The 20,060-nt window shown below is 75.0% G+C and carries 17 protein-coding genes; 7 read left to right on the forward strand and 10 right to left on the reverse strand.

Annotated features, from left to right (window positions below):
* Positions 1-7: 7 nt before the first annotated feature.
* From J5O08_RS12970 to map, 4 genes are all read right to left on the reverse strand, one after another.
* Complete coding sequence (locus tag J5O08_RS12970; RefSeq protein ID WP_217616112.1) at positions 8-181, reverse strand: CsbD family protein; 174 nt, start codon at positions 179-181, stop codon at positions 8-10.
* 102 nt (positions 182-283) lie between these two features.
* Complete coding sequence (locus J5O08_RS12975; protein WP_218707306.1) at positions 284-709, reverse strand: VOC family protein; 426 nt, start codon at positions 707-709, stop codon at positions 284-286.
* 94 nt (positions 710-803) lie between these two features.
* The gene (ppgK, locus tag J5O08_RS12980; RefSeq protein WP_218707307.1) at positions 804-1,601 is read right to left on the reverse strand and encodes a polyphosphate--glucose phosphotransferase; all 798 of its coding nucleotides are present in this window, start codon (positions 1,599-1,601) and stop codon (positions 804-806) included.
* The gene (gene map, locus J5O08_RS12985) at positions 1,598-2,470 is read right to left on the reverse strand and encodes a type I methionyl aminopeptidase (protein ID WP_210417299.1); all 873 of its coding nucleotides are present in this window, start codon (positions 2,468-2,470) and stop codon (positions 1,598-1,600) included. Before map ends, ppgK begins: the two co-directional genes overlap by 4 nt.
* A gap of 33 nt (positions 2,471-2,503) precedes the next feature.
* Between map and J5O08_RS12990 the strand changes: the two genes are divergently transcribed.
* Positions 2,504-2,713: an SPOR domain-containing protein gene (locus tag J5O08_RS12990; protein WP_308281601.1), complete on the forward strand. Its 210-nt coding sequence runs from the start codon at positions 2,504-2,506 to the stop codon at positions 2,711-2,713.
* Positions 2,714-2,753: 40 nt separating this feature from the next.
* On the opposite strand, the gene J5O08_RS12995 is transcribed toward J5O08_RS12990, so the two are convergent.
* The 4 genes from J5O08_RS12995 to J5O08_RS13010 form a co-directional block, all read right to left on the reverse strand.
* Positions 2,754-3,533 carry a M15 family metallopeptidase gene (locus tag J5O08_RS12995; RefSeq protein WP_218707308.1) on the reverse strand — a complete coding sequence of 260 codons (780 nt, stop codon included), beginning with the start codon at positions 3,531-3,533 and terminating at the stop codon, positions 2,754-2,756.
* Positions 3,534-3,654: 121 nt separating this feature from the next.
* A complete protein-coding gene (locus J5O08_RS13000) occupies positions 3,655-4,716 on the reverse strand; it encodes an endonuclease/exonuclease/phosphatase family protein (RefSeq protein ID WP_218707309.1) in 1,062 nt (353 codons plus the stop codon).
* A gap of 125 nt (positions 4,717-4,841) precedes the next feature.
* Positions 4,842-5,684 (reverse strand): 3-methyl-2-oxobutanoate hydroxymethyltransferase, encoded by an 843-nt coding sequence (gene panB, locus J5O08_RS13005; protein ID WP_218707310.1) that lies wholly within the window; start codon positions 5,682-5,684, stop codon positions 4,842-4,844.
* Entirely contained in the window at positions 5,684-7,420 is a 1,737-nt protein-coding gene (locus J5O08_RS13010; protein ID WP_218707311.1) for an NAD+ synthase, read from the reverse strand. The genes panB and J5O08_RS13010 overlap by 1 nt, the downstream gene beginning before the upstream one ends.
* A 95-nt stretch (positions 7,421-7,515) precedes the next feature.
* Here J5O08_RS13010 and J5O08_RS13015 point away from each other — a divergent pair, with 95 nt between their 5' ends.
* Entirely contained in the window at positions 7,516-8,853 is a 1,338-nt protein-coding gene (locus J5O08_RS13015) for a glutamine synthetase family protein (protein ID WP_147796358.1), read from the forward strand.
* Between the two features lie 130 nt (positions 8,854-8,983).
* Positions 8,984-12,112, forward strand: a complete 3,129-nt coding sequence (locus J5O08_RS13020; protein ID WP_218707312.1) for a bifunctional [glutamine synthetase] adenylyltransferase/[glutamine synthetase]-adenylyl-L-tyrosine phosphorylase — start codon at positions 8,984-8,986, stop codon at positions 12,110-12,112.
* Between the two features lie 36 nt (positions 12,113-12,148).
* Here the strand turns inward: J5O08_RS13020 and J5O08_RS13025 are convergent, their stop codons facing one another.
* A complete protein-coding gene (locus J5O08_RS13025; protein ID WP_147796360.1) occupies positions 12,149-12,334 on the reverse strand; it encodes a hypothetical protein in 186 nt (61 codons plus the stop codon).
* Between the two features lie 52 nt (positions 12,335-12,386).
* Positions 12,387-13,604 carry an AI-2E family transporter gene (locus J5O08_RS13030; protein WP_218707313.1) on the reverse strand — a complete coding sequence of 406 codons (1,218 nt, stop codon included), beginning with the start codon at positions 13,602-13,604 and terminating at the stop codon, positions 12,387-12,389.
* A 141-nt stretch (positions 13,605-13,745) separates the two neighbouring features.
* Here J5O08_RS13030 and J5O08_RS13035 point away from each other — a divergent pair, with 141 nt between their 5' ends.
* From J5O08_RS13035 to J5O08_RS13050, 4 genes are all read left to right on the forward strand, one after another.
* Entirely contained in the window at positions 13,746-14,825 is a 1,080-nt protein-coding gene (locus J5O08_RS13035) for a family 43 glycosylhydrolase (RefSeq protein ID WP_218707314.1), read from the forward strand.
* Positions 14,822-16,159: an oligosaccharide MFS transporter gene (locus J5O08_RS13040; RefSeq protein WP_147796363.1), complete on the forward strand. Its 1,338-nt coding sequence runs from the start codon at positions 14,822-14,824 to the stop codon at positions 16,157-16,159. The genes J5O08_RS13035 and J5O08_RS13040 overlap by 4 nt, the downstream gene beginning before the upstream one ends.
* Before the next feature lie 128 nt (positions 16,160-16,287).
* Entirely contained in the window at positions 16,288-18,876 is a 2,589-nt protein-coding gene (locus J5O08_RS13045; protein ID WP_218707315.1) for a SpoIIE family protein phosphatase, read from the forward strand.
* 105 nt (positions 18,877-18,981) lie between these two features.
* Positions 18,982-19,965 (forward strand): glycosyltransferase family A protein, encoded by a 984-nt coding sequence (locus J5O08_RS13050; protein ID WP_218707316.1) that lies wholly within the window; start codon positions 18,982-18,984, stop codon positions 19,963-19,965.
* Positions 19,966-20,060: the final 95 nt, after the last annotated feature.

Here is a 20,060-nt window from a genome sequence, read left to right on the forward strand (position 1 = left end):
CGCCGGCTCAGTGCTTGAACGCGTCCTTGACCTTCTCGCCGGCGCCCTTGATGTCCGCCTTCGACTGGTCGGCGCGGCCCTCGGCCTCGAGGCGCTCGTCGTCCGAGGCGCGCCCGGTGGCCTCCTTGACCTTGCCCGCGGCCTTCTCAGCGGCGTTCGCGATCTTGTCGTCGAGTCCCATGTGTCCTCCTTCTTCGGACCGGTCCGTCGTGATCCGACGCTAAGCCCGGCCGTCCGCCCGCGCATCCGGAAGGACCCGATCGGTGGACGGCGAACGCCCAGGTCAGGGTGCGGGGGCCTCCGCGGACCCGGCCGCCTCCGCGGCGAGCAGCGCCGCGAGCTCGGACGGGGTCGAGCGCAGCAGGCAGAACTCGTTCCCCTCCGGGTCGGCGAGCACGTGCCAGGTGGCGTCCGGGCCCTGCCCGATGTCGACCCGCACCGCGCCGAGCGCGAGCAGCCGCTCGAGCTCGCTGGCCTGGTCGGAGCCGTCCGGCGGCCGCACGTCGACGTGCAGCCGGTTCTTCACGCGCTTCGCGTCGGGCACCCGCAGGAACAGCCACGGCGACGCGGAGACCCCGGGCGGCGGCTCCAGGTCGACCTCGTCGTCGTCCTCCTCGACGACGCGCCAGCCCAGCACGTCGGCCCACCAGCGGGCGAGCGACGAGGGGTCGTGCGAGTCGACGCACAGCTGCGCCACGGCGAGTCCCATGGCGCGACGGTAGGTCGCCGCGGGCCGCCGCACCAGACCCCCGGGGCGGCGGATCGGGCCCGGCACGCGGCGGACCGCGGGCCGGGCCCGGTCGTCAGTCGCCCTTGACGCCCGCGACGGGGGTGCCGGCCCGCGCGGCCAGCGCGGCGGCGCCGACGATGCCGGCCGCGTTCCGCAGCTGCGCCGGCACGATCGGCGCGCGCAGGTGCAGCAGCGGGAGGAACTTCTCGTGGTGCTTCGACACGCCACCGCCGACGACGATGAGGTCCGGCCAGAACAGGTCCTCGATGACGCCGAAGTACCGCTGGAGGCGCTCGGCCCACTGCGGGAAGTCGAGGTCCTCGCGCTCGCGCGCGGAGTCGGCAGCGCGGCTCTCGGCGTCGAAGCCGTCGATCTCCAGGTGCCCCAGCTCGAGGTTCGGCACCAGGACGCCGTCGGCGACGATGGCGGTCCCGATGCCGGTGCCGAGCGTGCAGATGAACGTGACGCCGGAGGTCGACCGCGCGGCGCCGTACAGGGTCTCGGCGTAGCCGGCGGCGTCGGCGTCGTTGACCGCGAGGACCGGCCGGCCGAGCGCGTCGCCGAGGACGTGCTCGATGTTGGTGCCGATCCAGGAGCCGTCGACGTTCGCCGCGGACCGGGCCACACCGTGCTGGACGACCGCCGGGAACGTCACGCCGATGGCGGCGTCCTCGGGCAGGTCGAACCGCTTGACCAGCTCGACGACCGTCTCCGCGACCGCGGCGGGGGTGGCCGGCTGGGGGGTGGGGATGCGGACGCGGTCGGCGGCGAACTCGCCCGTGGCCAGGTCGACCGGGGCGCCCTTGATGCCGGACCCGCCGATGTCGATGCCGAACGCCGTGCGCTCGTTCTTGCCGTGGTGGTTGCTCATGGGAGTGTGAGGATCTCCGCTCCGGTGTCGGTGACCAGCAGGGTGTGCTCGAACTGCGCGCTGCGGCGCAGGTCCGCGGTGACCACGGTCCACCCGTCGTCCCACGTCGTCCAGTCGGCGGTGCCCAGGTTGAGCATCGGCTCGATCGTGAACACCATCCCGGGCTCGATGACCCGGTCGTACATCGGGGCCGCGTCGTAGTGCGGGATGACGAGCCCGGTGTGGAACGCCTCGCCGACGCCGTGACCGGTGTAGTCGCGCACGACGCCGTAGCCGAACCGCGCGGCGTACTTCTCGATGACCCGGCCGATGACGTTGACCTCGCGGCCCGGCCGGACGGCCTTGATCGCGCGCGCCAGCGCCTCCTCGGTCCGCTCGACGAGCAGCCGGGACTCCTCGTCCACGTCGCCGCACAGGAACGTCGCGTTGTTGTCGCCGTGCACGCCGTCGACGTAGGCCGTGATGTCGAGGTTCACGATGTCGCCGTCCTCCAGGACGGTCGAGTCGGGGATGCCGTGGCAGATGACCTCGTTCACCGAGGTGCAGACCGACTTCGGGAAGCCCCGGTAGCCGAGCGTCGACGGGTACGCGTGGTGGTCGAGCAGGAACTCGTGGCCGATGCGGTCCAGCTCGTCGGTCGTGACCCCGGGTGCGACGTGCCGGCCGACCTCCTGCAGCGCCTGCGCGGCGATCCGCGCGGACACCCGGATGCGCTCGACGACCTCGGGGGCGACGACGTCGCTGCCGGTGTACGGGGTCGGCGCGGGCCGGTCGACGTACTCGGGGCGGGGGATCGAGGCGGGGACCGGTCGCCGGGGGCTCACGGTGCCCGGGACCAGCGCCGGCCTCGGCGCGTGCACGGACGTCATGCCTGGCAGTCTACGAAGAAGCGGTCGTGCCGGGTGAGCCGGACGGCCCAGGACGAGGAGGACGGACCCGTGGCCGACGAGTTCTACTACAACACCGAGACCGGGCAGGTCGAGCAGGGCAAGCAGTCGACCTGGTCGCACCTGATGGGGCCGTACCCGACGCGCGAGGCGGCGCAGCACGCGCTGGAGAAGGCCCGCTCCCGCACCGAGGCGTGGGACGAGGAGGACCGCCGGGACCGCTGAGCCGCGCGGTCCCGGGTGACCCCGGCCGGACCCGGGGCGGTCAGCCCGCCGGCGCCTCGCCGCGCAGGCGGGCGGCCACCTCGGCGACGACCTCGGGGGAGCCGACGATCTCGAAGTGCATCTCGTCGCGCCGGCCGTCGAAGTCGCCGCCCCACGCGACCGCCGGGTGCACCTCCGCGAGGATCGCGCGGATCGCCGCGACCTGGTCGTCGTCGAACGTGTCCCGGGCGCCGAGCGGGTGCTCGGTCGCGTTGAGGTCGATCGACGTGCCCGAGGCGTGGTTCGACAGCCCGTCGCCGGCCTCGTCCTCCTCGCCGCGCACGGTCCGGTAGCCCCAGCCCCACGAGCTCGCGGGGTCGACCGGCTCGACCTCGGCGTCGAACCGCGCCGCCACGTGCTCGAGGACGAACCGGACGTCTCCGGCGCGGAGCCGACCGGTGACCCACGGCGAGATCTCGAGCTGCGGGTCGGCGCCGTCGTCGAACGCGGGCCAGCAGTTCTGCGAGGTCGTCGCGTCGAGCACGCACGAGGCGTCGACGACGGCGACCGGCACCGGGTCGGGCTCGGCGGCGGGCGCCGGACCGCCCAGGAGCCGGACGACGGCGACGACGAGCGTCACGACCAGGGCGACGACGACGGCCGCCGCGACCCCGAGGACCACCACGCCGCGCCGGGTCAGGCGCAGCCGGGGCTGCCGGGCCGGCGGGCGCGGGCCGCGCGGGGACGACGACCGGGGTGCCGACGAGCGCGGGGCGGAGGACCCCGACGGGGTCGTGGAGCGCGCCGCGGCCGGCTGCTGGACGGCGGAGTCGCGGCGCATGCGACGAGCGTAGGGGGCCCGGGGGCGGACCGGGTGCAGCACGCGCGACGCGGGACGACGCTCGCGGTGGGGGGAGCGATCGGAGCACGCAGGGGCACCGACGGCGCGCCCGCAGCGTGGGTCAGCGGCGGGCGAGGTGCGCGACGACGGGCCGGTGGTCGCTCGCGCCGACCCGATCCAGCACGCCGAACGCCGTCACCCGCCACGCCCGGCCGTCGACGAGCACGTGGTCGATCGGCGCCGCGAGCACGCGGGGCACGTCCGCGGGCCACGTCCCCAGGCCGGCCGCGCCGACCTCGGCGGCCGCGTCGACGCACGGGCCCAGGTCGTCCAGGCCGGGGTGGTCGAGGGTGGCGTTGAGGTCGCCGGCGACGATCGCGCCGGGCGTGCTCCGGCAGACCTCGGCGATCCCGGCCGCGTGCGCGCGCCAGTCCGGCATCGACGACTCCGCCGACGGCGCGCGGGTGTGGGCCGCGACCACGACGTCCGGCGCGGGTGCCGTCGCGGGGCGCCTGACCGCCTCGGCGCCGGCGCCCGCGGCGGGCTCCTCGCCGGCGCGCACCGCGGCGAAGGTGCCCAGCTCGGTGGCGGGCAGGCCCGCGGACGACTGCGTGTAGCCGCCCAGGCTGTCCCGGACCAGGAGCGCGACGCCGTCGACGCGGGTGCTCTCCGAGTCGGCGGCGAGGGCGGTGGTCGGGCGGCCGGAGTCGGTCAGCGCGCGGGCCACGGCGCGGGCGGTCGAGGCGGACGTCTCGGCCAGGACGACCAGGTCGGCGTCCTGCTGCTCGACCAGGGCGGTCAGGTCGTCGACGTCGACGACGCCGAAGGTGTTGAACGACAGCACGACGAGCTCGCCGTCGGCGGCCGGCCCCGGGCCCGAGCCGTCGACGCCGCGACCGACGACCACGGCCCCCTGCGCGGCGGCGCCCAGCACCAGGACGGCGGCCAGCGCCAGGGGCAGGCGCCAGCCTGGCCGGCGCACCCCCGCGCGCCCGGCGACCTGCCGCCAGCCCGCGACGGCCCCGACCAGCAGCACGGCCCCGCCGACCAGCAGGCACGCGACGAGCCCGCGCAGCGCGACGAGCTGGGCGACCGGGCTCCGGTCCGCCAGGCCGAGCCGGTCGGGGGCGAGCAGCACGACGACGGCCGCGGCCGCGAGCAGCAGGACCCCGGCCGCGAGCACCGCGCGGACCGCCGAGCCCCGCCCGAGGCGGCCGCGCGGGTCACCGCCGCCCGGACGATCGCCGCCCGGACGATCGCCGCCCGGGCGACCGCCGTCGGGGCCGCCCGCCGTCGCGCCCGACCCGGTCAGCTGAGGAACGAGTGCTCGGCGTCGGGCCACTGCCCGCCGCGCACCTCGGCGGCGTACGCCCGGGCGGCCTCGCCCAGCAGCTGCCCGACCGGGGCGAACGACTTGGCGAACCGCGGCGACCACTCGCCCATGCCGGCCATGTCGGTCCAGACGAGCACCTGGCCGTCGCACTCGGCGCCCGCGCCGATGCCGATGGTCGGGATGCGCAGGATCTCGGTGACGCGCGCGGCGACCGGCGCCGGCACCATCTCGAGGACGACCGCGACCGCGCCGGCCTCCTGCACGGCCAGGGCGTCCTCGGCGAGCCGCTCGGCCGCCTCGTCGCCGCGGCCCTGCACCCGGTGGCCGCCGAGCGTGTTCTCCGACTGCGGGGTGAAGCCCAGGTGCCCGACGACCGGGATGCCGGCGTCCGTGAGCGCGCGGATCTGCGGGGCCACCCGCACGCCGCCCTCGAACTTCACGGCGTGCGCGCCGGCCTCCTTGAGGTACCGCACGGCGGTCGCGAGGGCCTGCGCCGGGCCGGTCTCGTAGGAGCCGAACGGCAGGTCCGCGACGACGAGCGCGCGCCGGGCGGCCCGCACGACGGCGCGGGTCGGCGGGATCATCTCGTCGACCGTCACCGGGATCGGCGACGCGTGGCCGAGCATGGTGTTGCCGATCGAGTCGCCCACGAGCAGCAGGTCGATGCCCGCGTCGTCGAAGATGCGCGCCGTCGCGAAGTCGTAGGCGGTGAGCATCGTGAGCCGCTCGCCGCGGGCCTTCGCCTCGGCGAGGTGGTGCACGCGGACGCGCCGCGGCGCGGGTGCGGGGGGGGCTGCCGGGGTCGGCTGCTCGGACATCAGTGCTGCTCCACGGTGTCGGTGGTCGTGCCGGTCGCGCGCGCGGTGGTCCCCGCCGAGGCGGCGGTGTCCACGGGCTCGCGCCAGCGCGTGGTGATCGGCAGCCTACGGTCCCGGCCGAACGCCAGCGCCGTGACCTTGGGGCCGAGCGGGTACTGCCGCCGCTTCCACTCGGCGCGGTCGACGAGCTGCAGCACCCGGTCGACGATCTCCGGGTCGAAGCCGCGGGCCAGCAGCTCGGCGCGGCCCTCGGCGTGCTCGACGTAGGCGTCCAGCACCTGGTCCAGCAGGTCGTACGGCGGCAGCGAGTCCTGGTCGACCTGGCCCGGCCGGAGCTCGGCCGACGGCGGCTTGGTGATCGAGTTCTCCGGGATCGGCGGGAGGTCGCCGGCGTCGAGGGCGTGGTTGTTCCGCCAGCGCGCGAGCGCCCACACCCGGGACTTGTCGACGTCCTTGAGCGGGGCGTACCCGCCGACGGCGTCGCCGTAGATGGTCGAGTAGCCGACCGCGAGCTCGGTCTTGTTGCCGGTCGCGAGCACCAGGTGGCCCTCGGCGTTGGACAGCGCCATGAGGATCACGCCGCGCACCCGGGCCTGCAGGTTCTCGGCGGCGACGCCGTCGAGCGCCATCTCGCCCTCGAACGCGTCGACCATCGGCTTGATCGCCTGCACCCGGTAGTCGGCGCCGACGCGCTTCGCCAGGTCGGCCGCGTCGTCCTTGGAGTGGTCCGACGACCAGCGCGACGGCATCGACACGCCGACGACCTTGTCGCCGCCGATCGCGTCCGCCGCGATCGCGGCCACCAGCGCGGAGTCGATGCCGCCGGACATGCCGAGCACGACGGACCGGAAGCCGTTCTTCCGGACGTAGCCGGCCAGGCCGGTGACGAGCGCCCGGTAGATCTCCTCGTCCGGGTCGAGCGGCTGGGCGGTCGTCCCGCGCTCGAGGGCCGCCCCGCGGGCCGGCAGGTCCCAGACCAGCAGGTGCTCGACGAACTGCGGCGCCGAGGCCAGCAGCGTGCCGTCCGGGCCGATGACGAACGAGCCGCCGTCGAACACCAGGTCGTCCTGGCCGCCGACCATGTTCACGTAGGCGAGCGGTGCGGCGACCTCGGCGGCCCGGCGCGCGGCCAGGTCGGTGCGGATGTGGCCCTTGCCCTCCTCGAACGGCGAGCCGTTGATGACGAGCAGGAGGTCGATGTCGTCGTCGGACAGCTCGGCGACCGGGCCGTCCTGCCAGATGTCCTCGCAGATGAGCAGCCCGATGCGGCGCCCGGCCACCTCGACCACCGTCGGCTCGCCGCCGGGCGTGAAGATGCGGAACTCGTCGAACACGCCGTAGTTCGGCAGGTGGTGCTTGTCGTACCGCTGGTGCACCGAGCCGCGCTGCAGCACGACCGCCTGGTTCGTGGGGCGGGCCGGGGCGTCGTCGTGCTCGCGCTGCGTCCGCTCGCCGACGGTGCCGACGACGACGGTCAGGTCACCCAGGCCGGCGTCGTCCAGCGCCCGCGCCAGGTCGGCGAGCGCGCGCTCGGCACCGCGGCGGAACGAGGCGCGCAGCGCCAGGTCCTCGATGGGGTAGCCGGTGATCGTCATCTCGGGGAACGCGACGACGTCGGCGCCGGCCTCGGCGGCCTTCCGGGCCCACGTGAGGACGGCGTCGGCGTTGCCGGCGAGGTCGCCCACGCAGGTGTCGATCTGGGCGAGGGCGACGCGGAGTCCGGTCTGGTCAGGCATACCGGTGAGCCTATTCCGGCCGGGAGGGGCCCGGCGCGACGAGGCCCGGCGCGTGCGTCACCTCGCGGACACACGGATCAGGCAGGATGTCCCCCATGGACAGGCAGCAGGAGTTCGTCCTCCGCACCGTGGAGGAGCGCGACATCCGTTTCATCCGGCTCTGGTTCACCGACGTGCTGGGGACGCTGAAGTCCGTCGCCGTCGCGCCGGCGGAGCTCGAGGCGGCCTTCTCGGAGGGCATCGGGTTCGACGGCTCCTCGATCGAGGGCCTGACCCGGGTGTACGAGGCGGACATGATCGCCAAGCCCGACCCGACGACGTTCCAGGTGCTGCCCTGGCGCGGGGAGCGGCACGGCACCGCGCGGATGTTCTGCGACATCCTCACCCCCGAGGGCGAGCCGTCGCTGGCGGACAGCCGCAACGTGCTCAAGCGCGCGCTGGCCCGGGCCAGCGAGAAGGGCTTCACCTTCTACACGCACCCCGAGGTCGAGTTCTACCTGTTCGACGCCCCGGCCGACCCGACGCAGCCGCTGGTCCCCGTCGACCAGGGCGGCTACTTCGACCACGTGCCGCGCGGCACGGCGCACGACTTCCGGCGCGCCGCGATCACGATGCTGGAGTCCATGGGCATCTCGGTGGAGTTCTCCCACCACGAGGCCGGCCCGGGCCAGAACGAGATCGACCTGCGGTACGCCGACGCCCTGACCACCGCGGACAACATCATGACGTTCCGCACCGTGGTCAAGGAGGTCGCGCTGGAGCAGGGCGTCTTCGCGTCCTTCATGCCGAAGCCGCTGGCCGACCAGCCGGGCTCGGGCATGCACACCCACCTGTCGCTGTTCGAGGGCGACCGGAACGCCTTCCACGAGCCGGGCGGCCACCTGGAGCTGTCGAAGACGGCGCGGTCGTTCATCGCGGGCCTGCTCAAGCACGCCGCCGAAATCACCGCCGTGACCAACCAGTTCACCAACTCGTACAAGCGGCTGTGGGGCGGCGCCGAGGCGCCGTCGTACATCTGCTGGGGCCACAACAACCGGTCCGCGCTGGTCCGGGTGCCGATGTACAAGCCAGGCAAGTCCAACTCCGCGCGCATCGAGTACCGCGCGGTCGACTCGGCCACCAACCCGTACCTGGCGTTCGCGGTGCTGCTGGCCGCGGGGCTCAAGGGCGTCGAGGAGGGCTACGAGCTGCCCGAGGGCGCCGACGACGACGTGTGGGAGCTGACCGACGCCGAGCGCCGCGCGCTGGGCATCGAGCCGCTGCCGGCCACGCTGGAGAACGCCATCGCGGTCATGGAGCGGTCCGAGCTCGTCGCCGAGACGCTGGGCGAGCACGTGTTCGACTTCGTCCTGAAGAACAAGAAGCGGGAGTGGGAGGAGTACCGCTCCCAGGTCACGCCCTACGAGCTGCGCCGCTTCCTCCCGATGCTCTGACCCGGGTGCTGATCTCGCCGAGATGGCAGCTCTCGGCTGTGCGCCCCCGCGGTGACGCAGCCGAGAGTTGCCATCTCGGCGTTTCCGGATGCGGAGGCGCAGGTCGCGCGGCGGTCGGTAGCGTGAGGGCGTGAGCAGCACGTCGGTCGGTCGGGGCAGCACGCTCGCGGGTCGGCTGACCCGCGCGGGGTTCGCGGACGTCGCGCGCGCGGAGCGGCTGCTGGCCGACGCCGCGCTGCTGCGGCTGGTGGGCGGCGCGGACGCCGTCCCGGACGAGGAGGCGCCGCGCGCCGCACCCGGCCCCGACGGCCTCCCGGGCGCCGCGCCGCTCGCGTCCGAGGCGCTCGTCCCCGCGCTCGCCGAGTCCGCCGACCCCGACCAGGCGTTGCTGTCGCTCGCGAAGATCGCCGGCGCCGTGGAGCCCGACGCCGAGCGCCGCGACCGGCTGGCCGCGGCGCTGGCCGAGGACAGCCCGGCGCGGGACCGGCTGCTCGCCGTCGTCGGGGCGTCCGTCGCGCTGGGCGACGACCTGAGCGCGCACCCCGAGCACCTGGACGTCGTGCTGGACGACGCCCCGGGCACCGGCGTGCCGGTCGGGGAGGTGCGCGCGGAGCTGCTGGCGGCGGTCGGCGCGGACCCCGGGGCCGCGGTCCCCGTGGCGGGCGTGGCCGGGCCCGACGGCGTCGACGCCATGCGCCGCGCGTACCGGCGCCGGCTGCTGCGGATCGCCGCCACCGACCTCACGTCCGGCGAGCCGCTCACCCGGCTGCCGGGCGTCGCCGCCGCGCTCGCCGATCTGGCCGCCGCGGCGCTGGAGGCCTCGCTGGCCCTGGCCCGCGCCGAGCTCGACGACCACGGCGCCTCAGTGCGGCTCGCCGTCATCGGCATGGGCAAGACCGGCGGCCGCGAGCTCAACTACGTGAGCGACGTGGACGTCGTCTACGTCGCCGAGCCGGTCGACGGGGCCGACGAGGCGGAGGCGCTGGCCGCCGGGACCCGGCTCGCGACCGCGCTGGCCCGCGCGTGCGCCGCGCCGTCCGGCGAGCCGGCGCTGTGGCCGGTCGACGCCGCGCTGCGCCCCGAGGGCAAGGACGGCCCGCTGGTCCGCACGCTCGACTCGCACCGGTCGTACTACGAGCGCTGGGCGAAGACCTGGGAGTTCCAGGCGCTGCTCAAGGCCCGGCCGCTCGCCGGCGACCCGGAGCTCGGCCGCGCGTACGTCGAGGCGACCAACCCGATGGTGTGGCAGGCGGTCCGCCGGGAGAACTTCGTCTCCGACTCCCAGGCCATGCGCCGCCGGGTCGAGCGGAACGTGCCCGCCGCGGAGGCCGACCGGCAGATCAAGCTCGGCGTCGGCGGGCTGCGGGACGTGGAGTTCACCGTCCAGCTGCTGCAGCTCGTGCACGGCCGCGCCGACCCGGAGATCCGCAGCGGCAACACGCTGACCGCCCTGGCCGCGCTGTCGGCCGCCGGGTACGTCGGGCGCGAGCACGCCGGGCAGCTCGCGGTCTGCTACCGGTTCCTGCGGGCGATCGAGCACCGGATCCAGCTGCACCGGCTGCGCCGCACCCACCTGATGCCGACGGCCGAGGCCGACCTGCGCCGGCTCGCCCGGTCGCTCGGCATGCGCGCCGAGGGCGCCGAGGGGCTGCTCGAGCGCTGGCGGCAGGTGCGGCGCGAGGTCCGCGACCTGCACGAGGCGCTGTTCTACCGGCCGCTGCTGCCGGCGACCGCGCAGCTGTCCACCGAGGAGGTCAGCCTCGCGCCCGAGGCGGCCCGGGAGCGGCTTGCAGCGGTCGGCTACCGGGACCCCGCCGGGGCGGTGCGGCACATCGCGGCGCTGACCGAGGGCGTGACCCGGCGGTCGGCGATCCAGCGGCAGCTGCTGCCGGTGATGATCGGCTGGTTCGCGGACGGGCCCGACCCCGACGGCGGGCTGCTCGCGTTCCGCCGGCTGTCCGAGACGCTCGGCGGCACGCACTGGTACCTCAAGATGCTCCGGGACTCCGGCACCGCCGCCGAGCGGCTGGCCCGCGCGCTGTCGACGTCCCGGTACGTCGCCGACGCGCTGGCCCGGTCGCCCGAGTCGGTGGCCTGGCTGGACGACGACGCCGAGCTGGAGCCGCGCAGCCAGGACCGGCTCGCCGCCGAGGCGGACGCGATCCTCACCCGGGCCACCGAGCCCGTGCCCGCGGCGACCGCCCTGCGCGCCCTGCGCCGCCGGGAGCTCGCGCGCACCGCCGTCGCCGACGTGCTCGGCGTCGTGACGGGCACCCGGGCGTCCCGCAGCCTCACCGCGACCGCCGACGTGCTGCTCGCCGGCGCGCTGCGGGTGGCGGCGTGGGAGGAGCGCGCGGCCCGCGGGCTGGCCGCCGACCCGACGGCCCTGCTGGTCGTGGCGATGGGGCGGCTCGGCGGACGCGAGATGGGCTACACGTCGGACGCCGACGTGCTGTTCGTGCACGACCCGGTGCGCGGTGCGGACGGCGGGGTCGACGGCGTGCTGGCGCAGGAGTTCGCCACCGGTGTCGCCACCCGGCTGCGCGCTCTCCTCGGCGCGGTCGGCCCGGAGCCGGCGCTGGAGGTGGACGCCGACCTGCGCCCGGAGGGCCGGAACGGCCCGCTGGTGCGCTCGTTCGACGCGTATGCCGAGTACTACGCCCGCTGGTCGCTGGTCTGGGAGAGCCAGGCGCTGCTCCGGGCGCGGCCGGTGGCGGGCGACGCGGCGCTGGGGGAGCGGTTCGTCGCGCTGGCGGACCCGCTGCGGTACCCCGCGGGCGGGCTGGACGCCGCGGGCGTGCGCGAGGTCCGGCGGATCAAGGCCCGGGTGGAGTCCGAGCGGCTGCCGCGCGGCGTGGACCCGACGCGGCACCTCAAGCTCGGGCGCGGCGGGATCGCCGACGTCGAGTGGACCGCCCAGCTGCTGCAGCTCCGGCACGCGCACGAGGTGCCCGGCCTGCGCACGACGTCGACGCTCGACGCGCTGGCCGCGGCCCGGGAGGCGGGGCTGGTGTCCGAGGACGACGCGGCGGTGCTGGCCGAGGCGTGGGACCTGGCGTCGCGGCTCCGGGACGCGCTGGTGCTGTGGACCGGCCGGACCGGCGGCGCGGCGGACGTCCTGCCGCACGACCGCCAGGTGCTGACCGGCCTGGCCGCGGTCCTCGGCTACCCCTCGGGCTCGGGCCAGGACCTGGAGGACGCGTGGCTGCGGGCGTCCCGCCGCTCCCGCCAGGCGGTCGAGGACGTCTTCTACGCCTGAGGGCCCACTCGAGAGGTTCCGGGGAACGGGAGCGGCTCAGTCCGGGGGGTCCAGGGGGTCCGGGCTCGCCGTCAGCGCGCCGTCCTCGAGGTTCTCCTCGAGGTCCTGCGCCACGTCGTCGCCGCGGTCCACGCCGCCGAGGTCCCGCTCGGGCTCGGCGTCCGGTGCGTCGGGGTCCTCGCCGGGGGTGTCCGGGATCCAGTCGTCGGTCGAGTCGGTCACGCGTCCTCCTCGGGTCGGGTCCGGCGCCCTCGCGGCTCCGGTGCGCCCGACGCTAGGCCGGGTCGCCGGGGGACGCGACCGGGGGACGCAGCTCGCCCTCGCCGGGGACGTCGGCGTCCGCGCGGTCCCCCTCCTTGCGCCGGCCGACGTTCTCCTCCTGGAGCAGCGACGGGTCGACGAGCTCGTGCCGGCGCAGGTACGTCGACAGCACGGCCTGGATGGTCGCGACGACCGGCAGCGCGAGGAACGCCCCGAGCGCCCCGAACACGGCCCCGGCGGCGATGACCGACAGGAACGCGACGGCCGGGTTCAGCGCGAGCGACCGCTGGGACACCTTGGGGGTGAGCACCAGGTTCTCGATCTGCTGGTACCCGATGATGAACGCCAGGACCGCCAGGGCCCGCAGGGGCGACACGGTCAGCGCGACGAGCACCGGCAGCGCGCCGCCGATGTAGGTGCCGACGGTCGGGATGAACTGCGAGACCAGGCCGGTGAACACGGCGAGCGGCAGCGCGTACGGGATCTGGATGAGCGCGAGGAAGGCCCAGGTCGCGACCGTGGAGATGGCGGCGAGCACGAGCCGGGAGTTGATGAACCCGGCGACCTTGTCCTGCGACACCTCCCAGAGCCGCAGCACCTCGCGCTGCCGGTGCGGGGCGAGGTAGCGGCAGACGGCCGCGCGGAACTTCGGGCCGGCGCTCGCCATGTAGTAGACGACCAGCAGCACGGCGGTGGCGGTGAACAGCCCGCCGGCGATCGAGGTGCCGACGCCGATGACGCCCGGCGCGATGCTGCCGACGTAGTCGCCGGCGTTGCTGAGCAGCTCGTCGGTGCGGGGCAGCTCGACGTCGAACCGGTCGGCCGCCATCTCGCGCAGGTCCGCGTAGTAGCCCGGGATCGACTGCACGAGGTCGACGAGCTGGTTGACGAACAGCCCGCCCAGCAGGCCGAGCACCGCGATGCCGAGCACCAGCGCGCCGATCATCGTGATGCCGGTGGCGAGCGGGCGCTTCACGCCGTGCCGGCCGAGCCAGAGGATCATCGGCTCCATCGCCAGGGCGACGAACCACGAGATCACGATGATCGTGATGACGTTGCCGAGCATCGAGGCGGCGCGCCAGATGAGGATGCCGGCGAACGCGGCCGCCACGGCCATCGCGAGCGCACGGGGGAGCCACCGCGGCGGGATCCGCGAGTCGCGGGCACCCGGGGTGAACCGGGCGCCGCCGGCGGCGGGTGCCGGGCGCGGGGCGGGGTCGGGCGCGGGCATGCGGGGCTCCGGGTGGTCGGCGGACGGTGCGCCGGACAGGCTACCGGCGGGCGGTGCCCGGGTCCGGGACGCGCCGGGACCAGCGTCCCGGCCGTCGGTTGGACAGCGGGGCGTAGCCTGTGTGAGCGTTAACATACAACGATGGAGAAGTCCGCCGGGAACGAGCCCGGCGCTCTCGACGAGGAGACGACAGTGACGGACGTCGGCGCCGGCGTGGGCGTGAACCCGATCGTGCTGCAGCGGGCGGACCCGTGCGTGCTGCGGCACGAGGGCCAGTACTACTTCACGGGGTCGCACCCGTTGTACGACCGGATCGTGCTGCGGCGCGCGGAGCGGCTGGAGGACCTCCAGGCGGCCGAGGAGGTGACGATCTGGACCCGGCACGCGTCCGGTCCGCAGTCGCACCTGATCTGGGCGCCGGAGATCCACCGGGTCGACGGCGCCTGGTACGTGTACTACGCCGCGGCGCCGGACGACCACGGCACGGTCGACGTGCCCGGCACGGCCGAGACGTTCAACCACCGGGTGTACGTGCTGGAGAACACCGCCGCGGACCCGTTCGAGGGCGAGTGGGTCGAGCGGGGCCAGGTCGACACGGGGTGGGAGTCGTTCGCCCTGGACGCCACGTCCGCGGTGATCGACGGGACGCAGTACCTCGTCTGGGCGCAGCAGGCGTTCGACGTGCGCGGGCACTCCAACCTGTACATCGCCCCGATGGCGAACCCCTGGACCCTGGCCGGCCCGGCCGTGGAGCTGTCCCGCCCGGAGTTCGACTGGGAGGTCAAGGGGTTCTGGGTCAACGAGGGCCCCTCGGTCCTGGTCCGCGGCGGCCGGGTGTTCCTCACGTACTCCGGCGCCGCGACCGGCATCGACTACGCCATGGGCGTCCTGACCGCCGATCTGGGCAGCGACCTGCTGGACCCGGCGTCGTGGACCAAGAGCGAGACCCCGGTGTTCGTCTCGGACCCCGCCGCGGGCCAGTACGGGCCGGGGCACAACTCGTTCACCGAGCTGCCCGACGGCACGCCGGTGCTGGTCTACCACGCCCGCACCTACACCGAGATCGTCGGCGACCCGCTGCAGGACCCCAACCGGCACGCCCGCGCCCAGGTCCTGCGGTTCGACGACCACGGCAACCCGCTGTGGGGCACCCCGGTGCCCGACACCCGCCCCACCCCGACCTCGACCGAGGTCCTCAGCCCCGCCGGAGACCCGCAGTGACCACCAGCACCACCCCCGCCGCCGAGCAGCGCCCGAGCGCCCTGGAGTCGCTGAAGCGCGGCGTGTTCTGGAACTACGGCGGGCTGTTCTTCTTCTACTTCGCCATCTGGCAGCTCGCGTTCACGTTCCTGCCGCTGTGGCTCGCCCGCGAGGGCATGGGCACCGGCGCGATCGGCGTCGTCAGCACCGTCTCCGCGATCACGGCGCTCGCCCTCCAGCCCGTCTACGGGTTCCTGCAGGACCGGCTCGGATTCAAGAAGTACCTGTTCGCGTTCGTCGTGCTGTGCGCGGCGTTCATGGGCCCGTTCTTCGTGTTCGTGTTCCAGCCGCTGATCGGCGTGAACGAGTACCTGGCCGCGGTCGTCGGGGGCGTGTTCCTCAGCCTGTGCCTGAACTCGGGCGTCGGTGTCGTGGAGGCGTTCAGCGAGCGGGCCAGCCGCGCCAACGGCTACGAGTACGGCCACGCCCGGCTGTTCGGCTCGCTCGCGGGCGGCACCGCGGCGCTGGTCGGCGGGTTCATCTGGGCCGCGAACCCGGACAGCATCTGGTGGGCCGGCTCGGTGTCGGCGATCGTGCTGGGCACGCTGCTGTTCGTCGCGCGGGTGCCGCGGGGCGACGGGGCGGCCGCGGCCGCCGGCGCCGAGGCGGACGCCGGGTCGGGCGGCACCAAGGTCTCGAAGGAGACCGTGCTCGCGCTGCTCCGCGACCGGAACTTCCTCGGCTTCGTCGTGCTGATGTTCGGCACCGCCGCGCTGTACGACGTGTTCGACCAGCAGTTCCCGAACTACTTCGCCACGTTCGTCGCCAGCGGCGACCCCGAGGTGCTGTTCTCCCGGGTCGTGGCGGTGCAGATCTTCGCCGAGGCGGCGTTCATGGTCGCCGCGCCGTTCATCGTCAACAAGATCGGTGCCCGCAAGGGCCTCATGGTGTTCGCGGCGATCCTGCTCGTGCGCGTCCTGGGCTCCGCGTTCTTCACGCACGAGTGGCTGCTGATCGCCTGGCGCCTGCTGGCCGCGATCGAGATGCCGTTCCTGCTCGTGTCGGTGATGAAGTACATCACCCGGATGTTCGACGTCCGGATCTCCGCGACGGCCTACATGCTGGGCTTCAACTTCGCCAAGCAGATCGGCATCGCGATCTTCGCGTCGGTGTTCGGTGCCTCGTACGCGGCGATCGGCTTCGCGCACTCGTACCTGATCATGGCGGGCGTGATCCTCGCCGTGACGCTGGTGGCGCGGTTCCTCATGGCCGACGACCGGGACCGCGTCGCGCCGGGGGAGCCGACCGACCGGGCGGACGGCGGCGCGCCGACGCACGTGCTCGCGTCGTCCTGAGCCGCCCGACGGGGGCGGTGCGTCGGCGACGGCGCGCCGCCCCCGTCGCCGTGCCGGGCGCCGATCGCGCCTGCGGCACCACCCGGCTCGCCTATGCTGCAGCCAGGCCGCGACAGATGGAGGGACCTGTGCCCGACCATCCCGAGGGGAGCCCGGCGGAGCCGTCGTCGCGGGCCGCCGTGCAGCGGCTGCTGGCGTCGGTCGGCAACCCCGCCCTGGAGCGCCTCGCCCAGCTCGCGTCCCGTCTGCTCGCCGCCCCGTCGTCGCAGGTCTCGCTGCTCGCCGACGTGCCGACGGCCGACGACGGCACGCCCGCCCCGCCGGAGGCCGGACCCGTCGTCGGCGCGACCGGCCTGCGCAGCCCGCTGCAGGACCAGGTGTGCGCGGTGACCGCCTCTCTCGGCGCGCCGCTGGTGGTCGCGGACGCGCGCGCCGACGACCGGCTGCGCGACCTGGACGTCGTCGCCGACGGCCGGGTGCGCGCGTACCTGGGCGTCCCGCTGGTCGGCAAGGACGGCCACGTCGTCGGCGCGCTGTGCGTGTACGACGCCCAGGTGCGGGCGTGGTCGACGGACGACGTCCTGGTGCTCACCGACCTGGCCGCCTCGGCCGTCGCGGAGCTCGAGCTGTCGGCGCTCGCCGTCGAGTACGAGGCCGACCGGGTGCGCTGGCAGCTCGCGGTGACCGCCGGCGAGGTCGGCAGCTTCGACTGGGACCTCGTCACCGGGGCGCTCGCCTGGGACGACGAGCTGCACGCCATTTTCGGCCTGGAGCCGGGCACGTTCGGCGGCACCATCGAGGCGTTCGACGCCTGCCTGCACCCCGACGACCGGGCGCGGGTCGCGGCGGCGCTGCAGGACGCGATCGACCGCGTCGCGCAGTACACGGCCGAGTACCGGGTCGTGCACCCCTCGGGCGCCGTCCGGTGGGTCAAGGCGAAGGGGATGGCGCTGCCCGGCCCGGACGGCACCGCGGTCCGCGTGCTCGGCGCGGCGTACGACACGACCACCGAGCGCGAGGCCGACGCCCGGATCGCGCGGGTGCTCGAGACGATGCAGACCGCGTTCTTCCTGCTGGACGACGCGTGGCGGTTCTCCTACGTCAACGCGGAGGCGGAGCGCGTGCTGGGCCGCACCCGCGGCGAGCTGCTCGGCGGCGTCATCTGGGACCTGTTCCCGCTGTCGGTCGGCTCGGCGTTCGAGGAGCACTACCGCGGCGCGGTCGAGTCCGGGGCCGCGCGGTCGTTCGAGGCGTACTACCCGCCGCCGCTCGACGGCTGGTACGAGGTGCGGGCGCACCCGGGCCCCGACGGGCTGTCGGTGTACTTCCACGACATCACCGAGCGCCGCCGGCTCGAGGAGCGGTGGACCGCCGCGCTCGCCGAGGCCGACGCGGCGACGAGCCGGCTCGCGCTGCTCGCGACGGTCAGCGAGGACCTGAGCTCGACCCTGGACACGGAGTACGCGGTCGGGCGGCTCGCGCGGCACGTGGTGCGGCACTTCGGCTCCTGGGCGCTGGTGACGCTGTGGGACGAGGGCCGGCACCTCCGGGACATCGCGGGCTACCACGCGGATCCCGCGCGCCGGCGGGCGGTGGCGCGCTACACCCAGCTCCGGCTCGCCTCGCTGTCGCCGACCTCGTTCCTGCACCGCGCGCTGCGCTCGGGCGAGCCCGTCGTGATCACGGACGCGACCGCGGCCGTGCTGCCGCTGCTCACCGGCGAGGCGCGGGAGGTGTTCGCCGCCCTGGCGCCGCGCACCGGGTACGCCCTGCCGATGCGCGCGCGGGGCCGCACGGTCGGCGCGATCTCGCTGTTCCTCGACGACGGGCACCCCGACCTCACCGACGAGGACCTCGCGCTGCTGGTGCAGGTCGCGGACCGGGCCGGGCTCGCGCTCGACAACGCCCGGCTGTACGAGGGCCAGCGCCGGATGGCCGAGACCCTGCAGCGCGCGCTGCTGTCCGCGCCCGCCCAGCCCGACGACCTGGAGGTCGCCGTCCGGTACGTGCCCGCCGCCCGGGCCGCCCAGGTCGGCGGCGACTGGTACGACGCCTTCCTGCAGCCGCAGGGGTCGACGGTCGTGGTGATCGGCGACGTCATGGGCCACGACCGGCACGCGGCGGCCGTGATGAGCCAGGTCCGCACCCTGCTGCGCGGCATCGCCGCGACCACCGGCGGCAGCCCGGCCGAGGTGCTGCGGGCGCTCGACCAGGCGCTCGACACGCTCCGCGTGGACGCGATGGCGACCGCTGTGGTGGGGCGCCTGGAGCAGACCCCCGAGGAGCGCGCCGCGGGCACGACCCGGTTCCGGTGGACCAACGCGGGACACCTGCCGCCCCTGCTGGTGGCCCCGGACGGCACGGTGCGCGAGCTGCGGGCGCCCCGGCCCGAGCTGGTGCTCGGGGTGTCGCCGGGCAACGCCCGCACGGACTCGGTGGTGGAGCTCCCGCGCGGCTCGACGGTGCTGCTCTACACCGACGGCCTGGTGGAGCGGCGCGGGGCGCACCTGCAGGAGGGGATCGACGCCCTGGCCGAGCTCGTCGCGGAGCTGGCGCCCGAGGCGCAGGCCCGGGCCACCGGCGCGGCGACGCTGGACGCCGGGTTCCTCGCGGACGCGGTGCTCGCGCGCGGCGCGGCGGGGGACGCCCCCGACGACGACATCGCGCTGCTGGTCGTGCACCTGGGGCTGCAGGACGGCGCCGGCACGAACGGGTGAGGAACCGCGCGCGCGAACGGGTGAACCCGGCGTAGCATCCCGGACAATCGCCACATTTCGGGCAGGCAGCGCCGTCGGCCCGGGTGCGTCAGAGGAGGCCCGCCCGTGCAGCTGCCCGAGGACGCCGTGCCCGCGCGGCCGGCCGACGACCGCCCCACGCCGCTCGTGAGCGTCGGCGTGCCGGTCTACAACGGCGACCTCTACCTCGAGGAGGCCCTGACCGCCCTGCGGGACCAGGACCTGCGCGACATCGAGGTGATCGTCTCCGACAACGGCTCGACCGACGAGACCGGCAAGATCGCCCGCGCGTTCGCCGAGGCCGACCCGCGGTTCCGGTACGTGCGCTCCGAGCAGAACCGGGGCGTGCCGTGGAACTTCAACCGGGTGCTCGACCTGGCCCGCGCGCCGCTGTTCCTCTGGAACGCGGCCGACGACGTGGTGGAGCCGCAGCACCTGGTCCGCTGCCGTGAGGCGCTGCTCGCGCACCCCGAGGCCGAGATCGCGTTCCCGCGGGTGACGCTCGTGGACGCCGCGGGCGACGTCGTCGGCTCCATGGACGACGAGGACCTGCAATACCTCGGCCTGGCGCCCGCGGAGCGGGTCGACCAGCTGCTGCGCCGCCAGTCCTGGCAGGCGATCGCCTGGGGCGGGGTGCTCCGCACCGACGCGCTGCGGGCGATGGGCGGGCACCCGCGGTTCTTCGGCGGGGACATCGTGCTGGGCATCCGGTCGGCGCTGCGGGCGGAGTGGGTCGTGGTGCCGGAGCCGCTGTTCCGGTGCCGGCGGCACGACAACCAGAACAGCAAGGCCGTCGGCGCGGACCCGATCGTCCAGGTGCGCAGCTACGACCCGGGCTTCCGCCGGCCGGTGGCGTTCCCGCAGTGGTACCTGGCCTACCGGATGATGGCCGAGCCGCTGGTGGCCCCGCTGCCGCTCGTCGACCGCGCGCGGGCGCTCGCCTCCGTCGCCCGGCGCTGGACGGTGCCGCAGTGGCGGCTGCTGGCGTACGACCTGAAGCGGAACGCCATCCGGCTGCGGCGCGGGCAGTACCAGGGGGCCTACTCGGCGTCGTCGGGGTACTGGGTCTGACTCGCCGGCCAGGCCGCGGGACATTGGTCCCGGAACGCGGGAACCCGGGCGGCACCCGGCGCGTTGAGGCTGTCGATCGTGCCCCCGACCTGGAG

Origin of the sequence: Cellulomonas sp. PS-H5 (genome assembly GCF_019265565.1) — a bacterium.
Taxonomy (GTDB): domain Bacteria; phylum Actinomycetota; class Actinomycetes; order Actinomycetales; family Cellulomonadaceae; genus Cellulomonas.

What these genes read in the sequence shown, in the direction of transcription:
- J5O08_RS12970 (WP_217616112.1), bottom strand. Translation starts at nt 181, where the DNA reads ATGGGACTCGACGACAAGATCGCGAACGCCGCTGAGAAGGCCGCGGGC.
- J5O08_RS12975 (WP_218707306.1), bottom strand. Translation starts at nt 709, where the DNA reads ATGGGACTCGCCGTGGCGCAGCTGTGCGTCGACTCGCACGACCCCTCG.
- ppgK (WP_218707307.1), bottom strand. Translation starts at nt 1,601, where the DNA reads ATGAGCAACCACCACGGCAAGAACGAGCGCACGGCGTTCGGCATCGAC.
- map (WP_210417299.1), bottom strand. Translation starts at nt 2,470, where the DNA reads ATGACGTCCGTGCACGCGCCGAGGCCGGCGCTGGTCCCGGGCACCGTG.
- J5O08_RS12995 (WP_218707308.1), bottom strand. Translation starts at nt 3,533, where the DNA reads ATGCGCCGCGACTCCGCCGTCCAGCAGCCGGCCGCGGCGCGCTCCACG.
- panB (WP_218707310.1), bottom strand. Translation starts at nt 5,684, where the DNA reads ATGTCCGAGCAGCCGACCCCGGCAGCCCCCCCCGCACCCGCGCCGCGG.
- J5O08_RS13010 (WP_218707311.1), bottom strand. Translation starts at nt 7,420, where the DNA reads ATGCCTGACCAGACCGGACTCCGCGTCGCCCTCGCCCAGATCGACACC.
- J5O08_RS13015 (WP_147796358.1), top strand. Translation starts at nt 7,516, where the DNA reads ATGGACAGGCAGCAGGAGTTCGTCCTCCGCACCGTGGAGGAGCGCGAC.
- J5O08_RS13030 (WP_218707313.1), bottom strand. Translation starts at nt 13,604, where the DNA reads ATGCCCGCGCCCGACCCCGCCCCGCGCCCGGCACCCGCCGCCGGCGGC.
- J5O08_RS13035 (WP_218707314.1), top strand. Translation starts at nt 13,746, where the DNA reads ATGGAGAAGTCCGCCGGGAACGAGCCCGGCGCTCTCGACGAGGAGACG.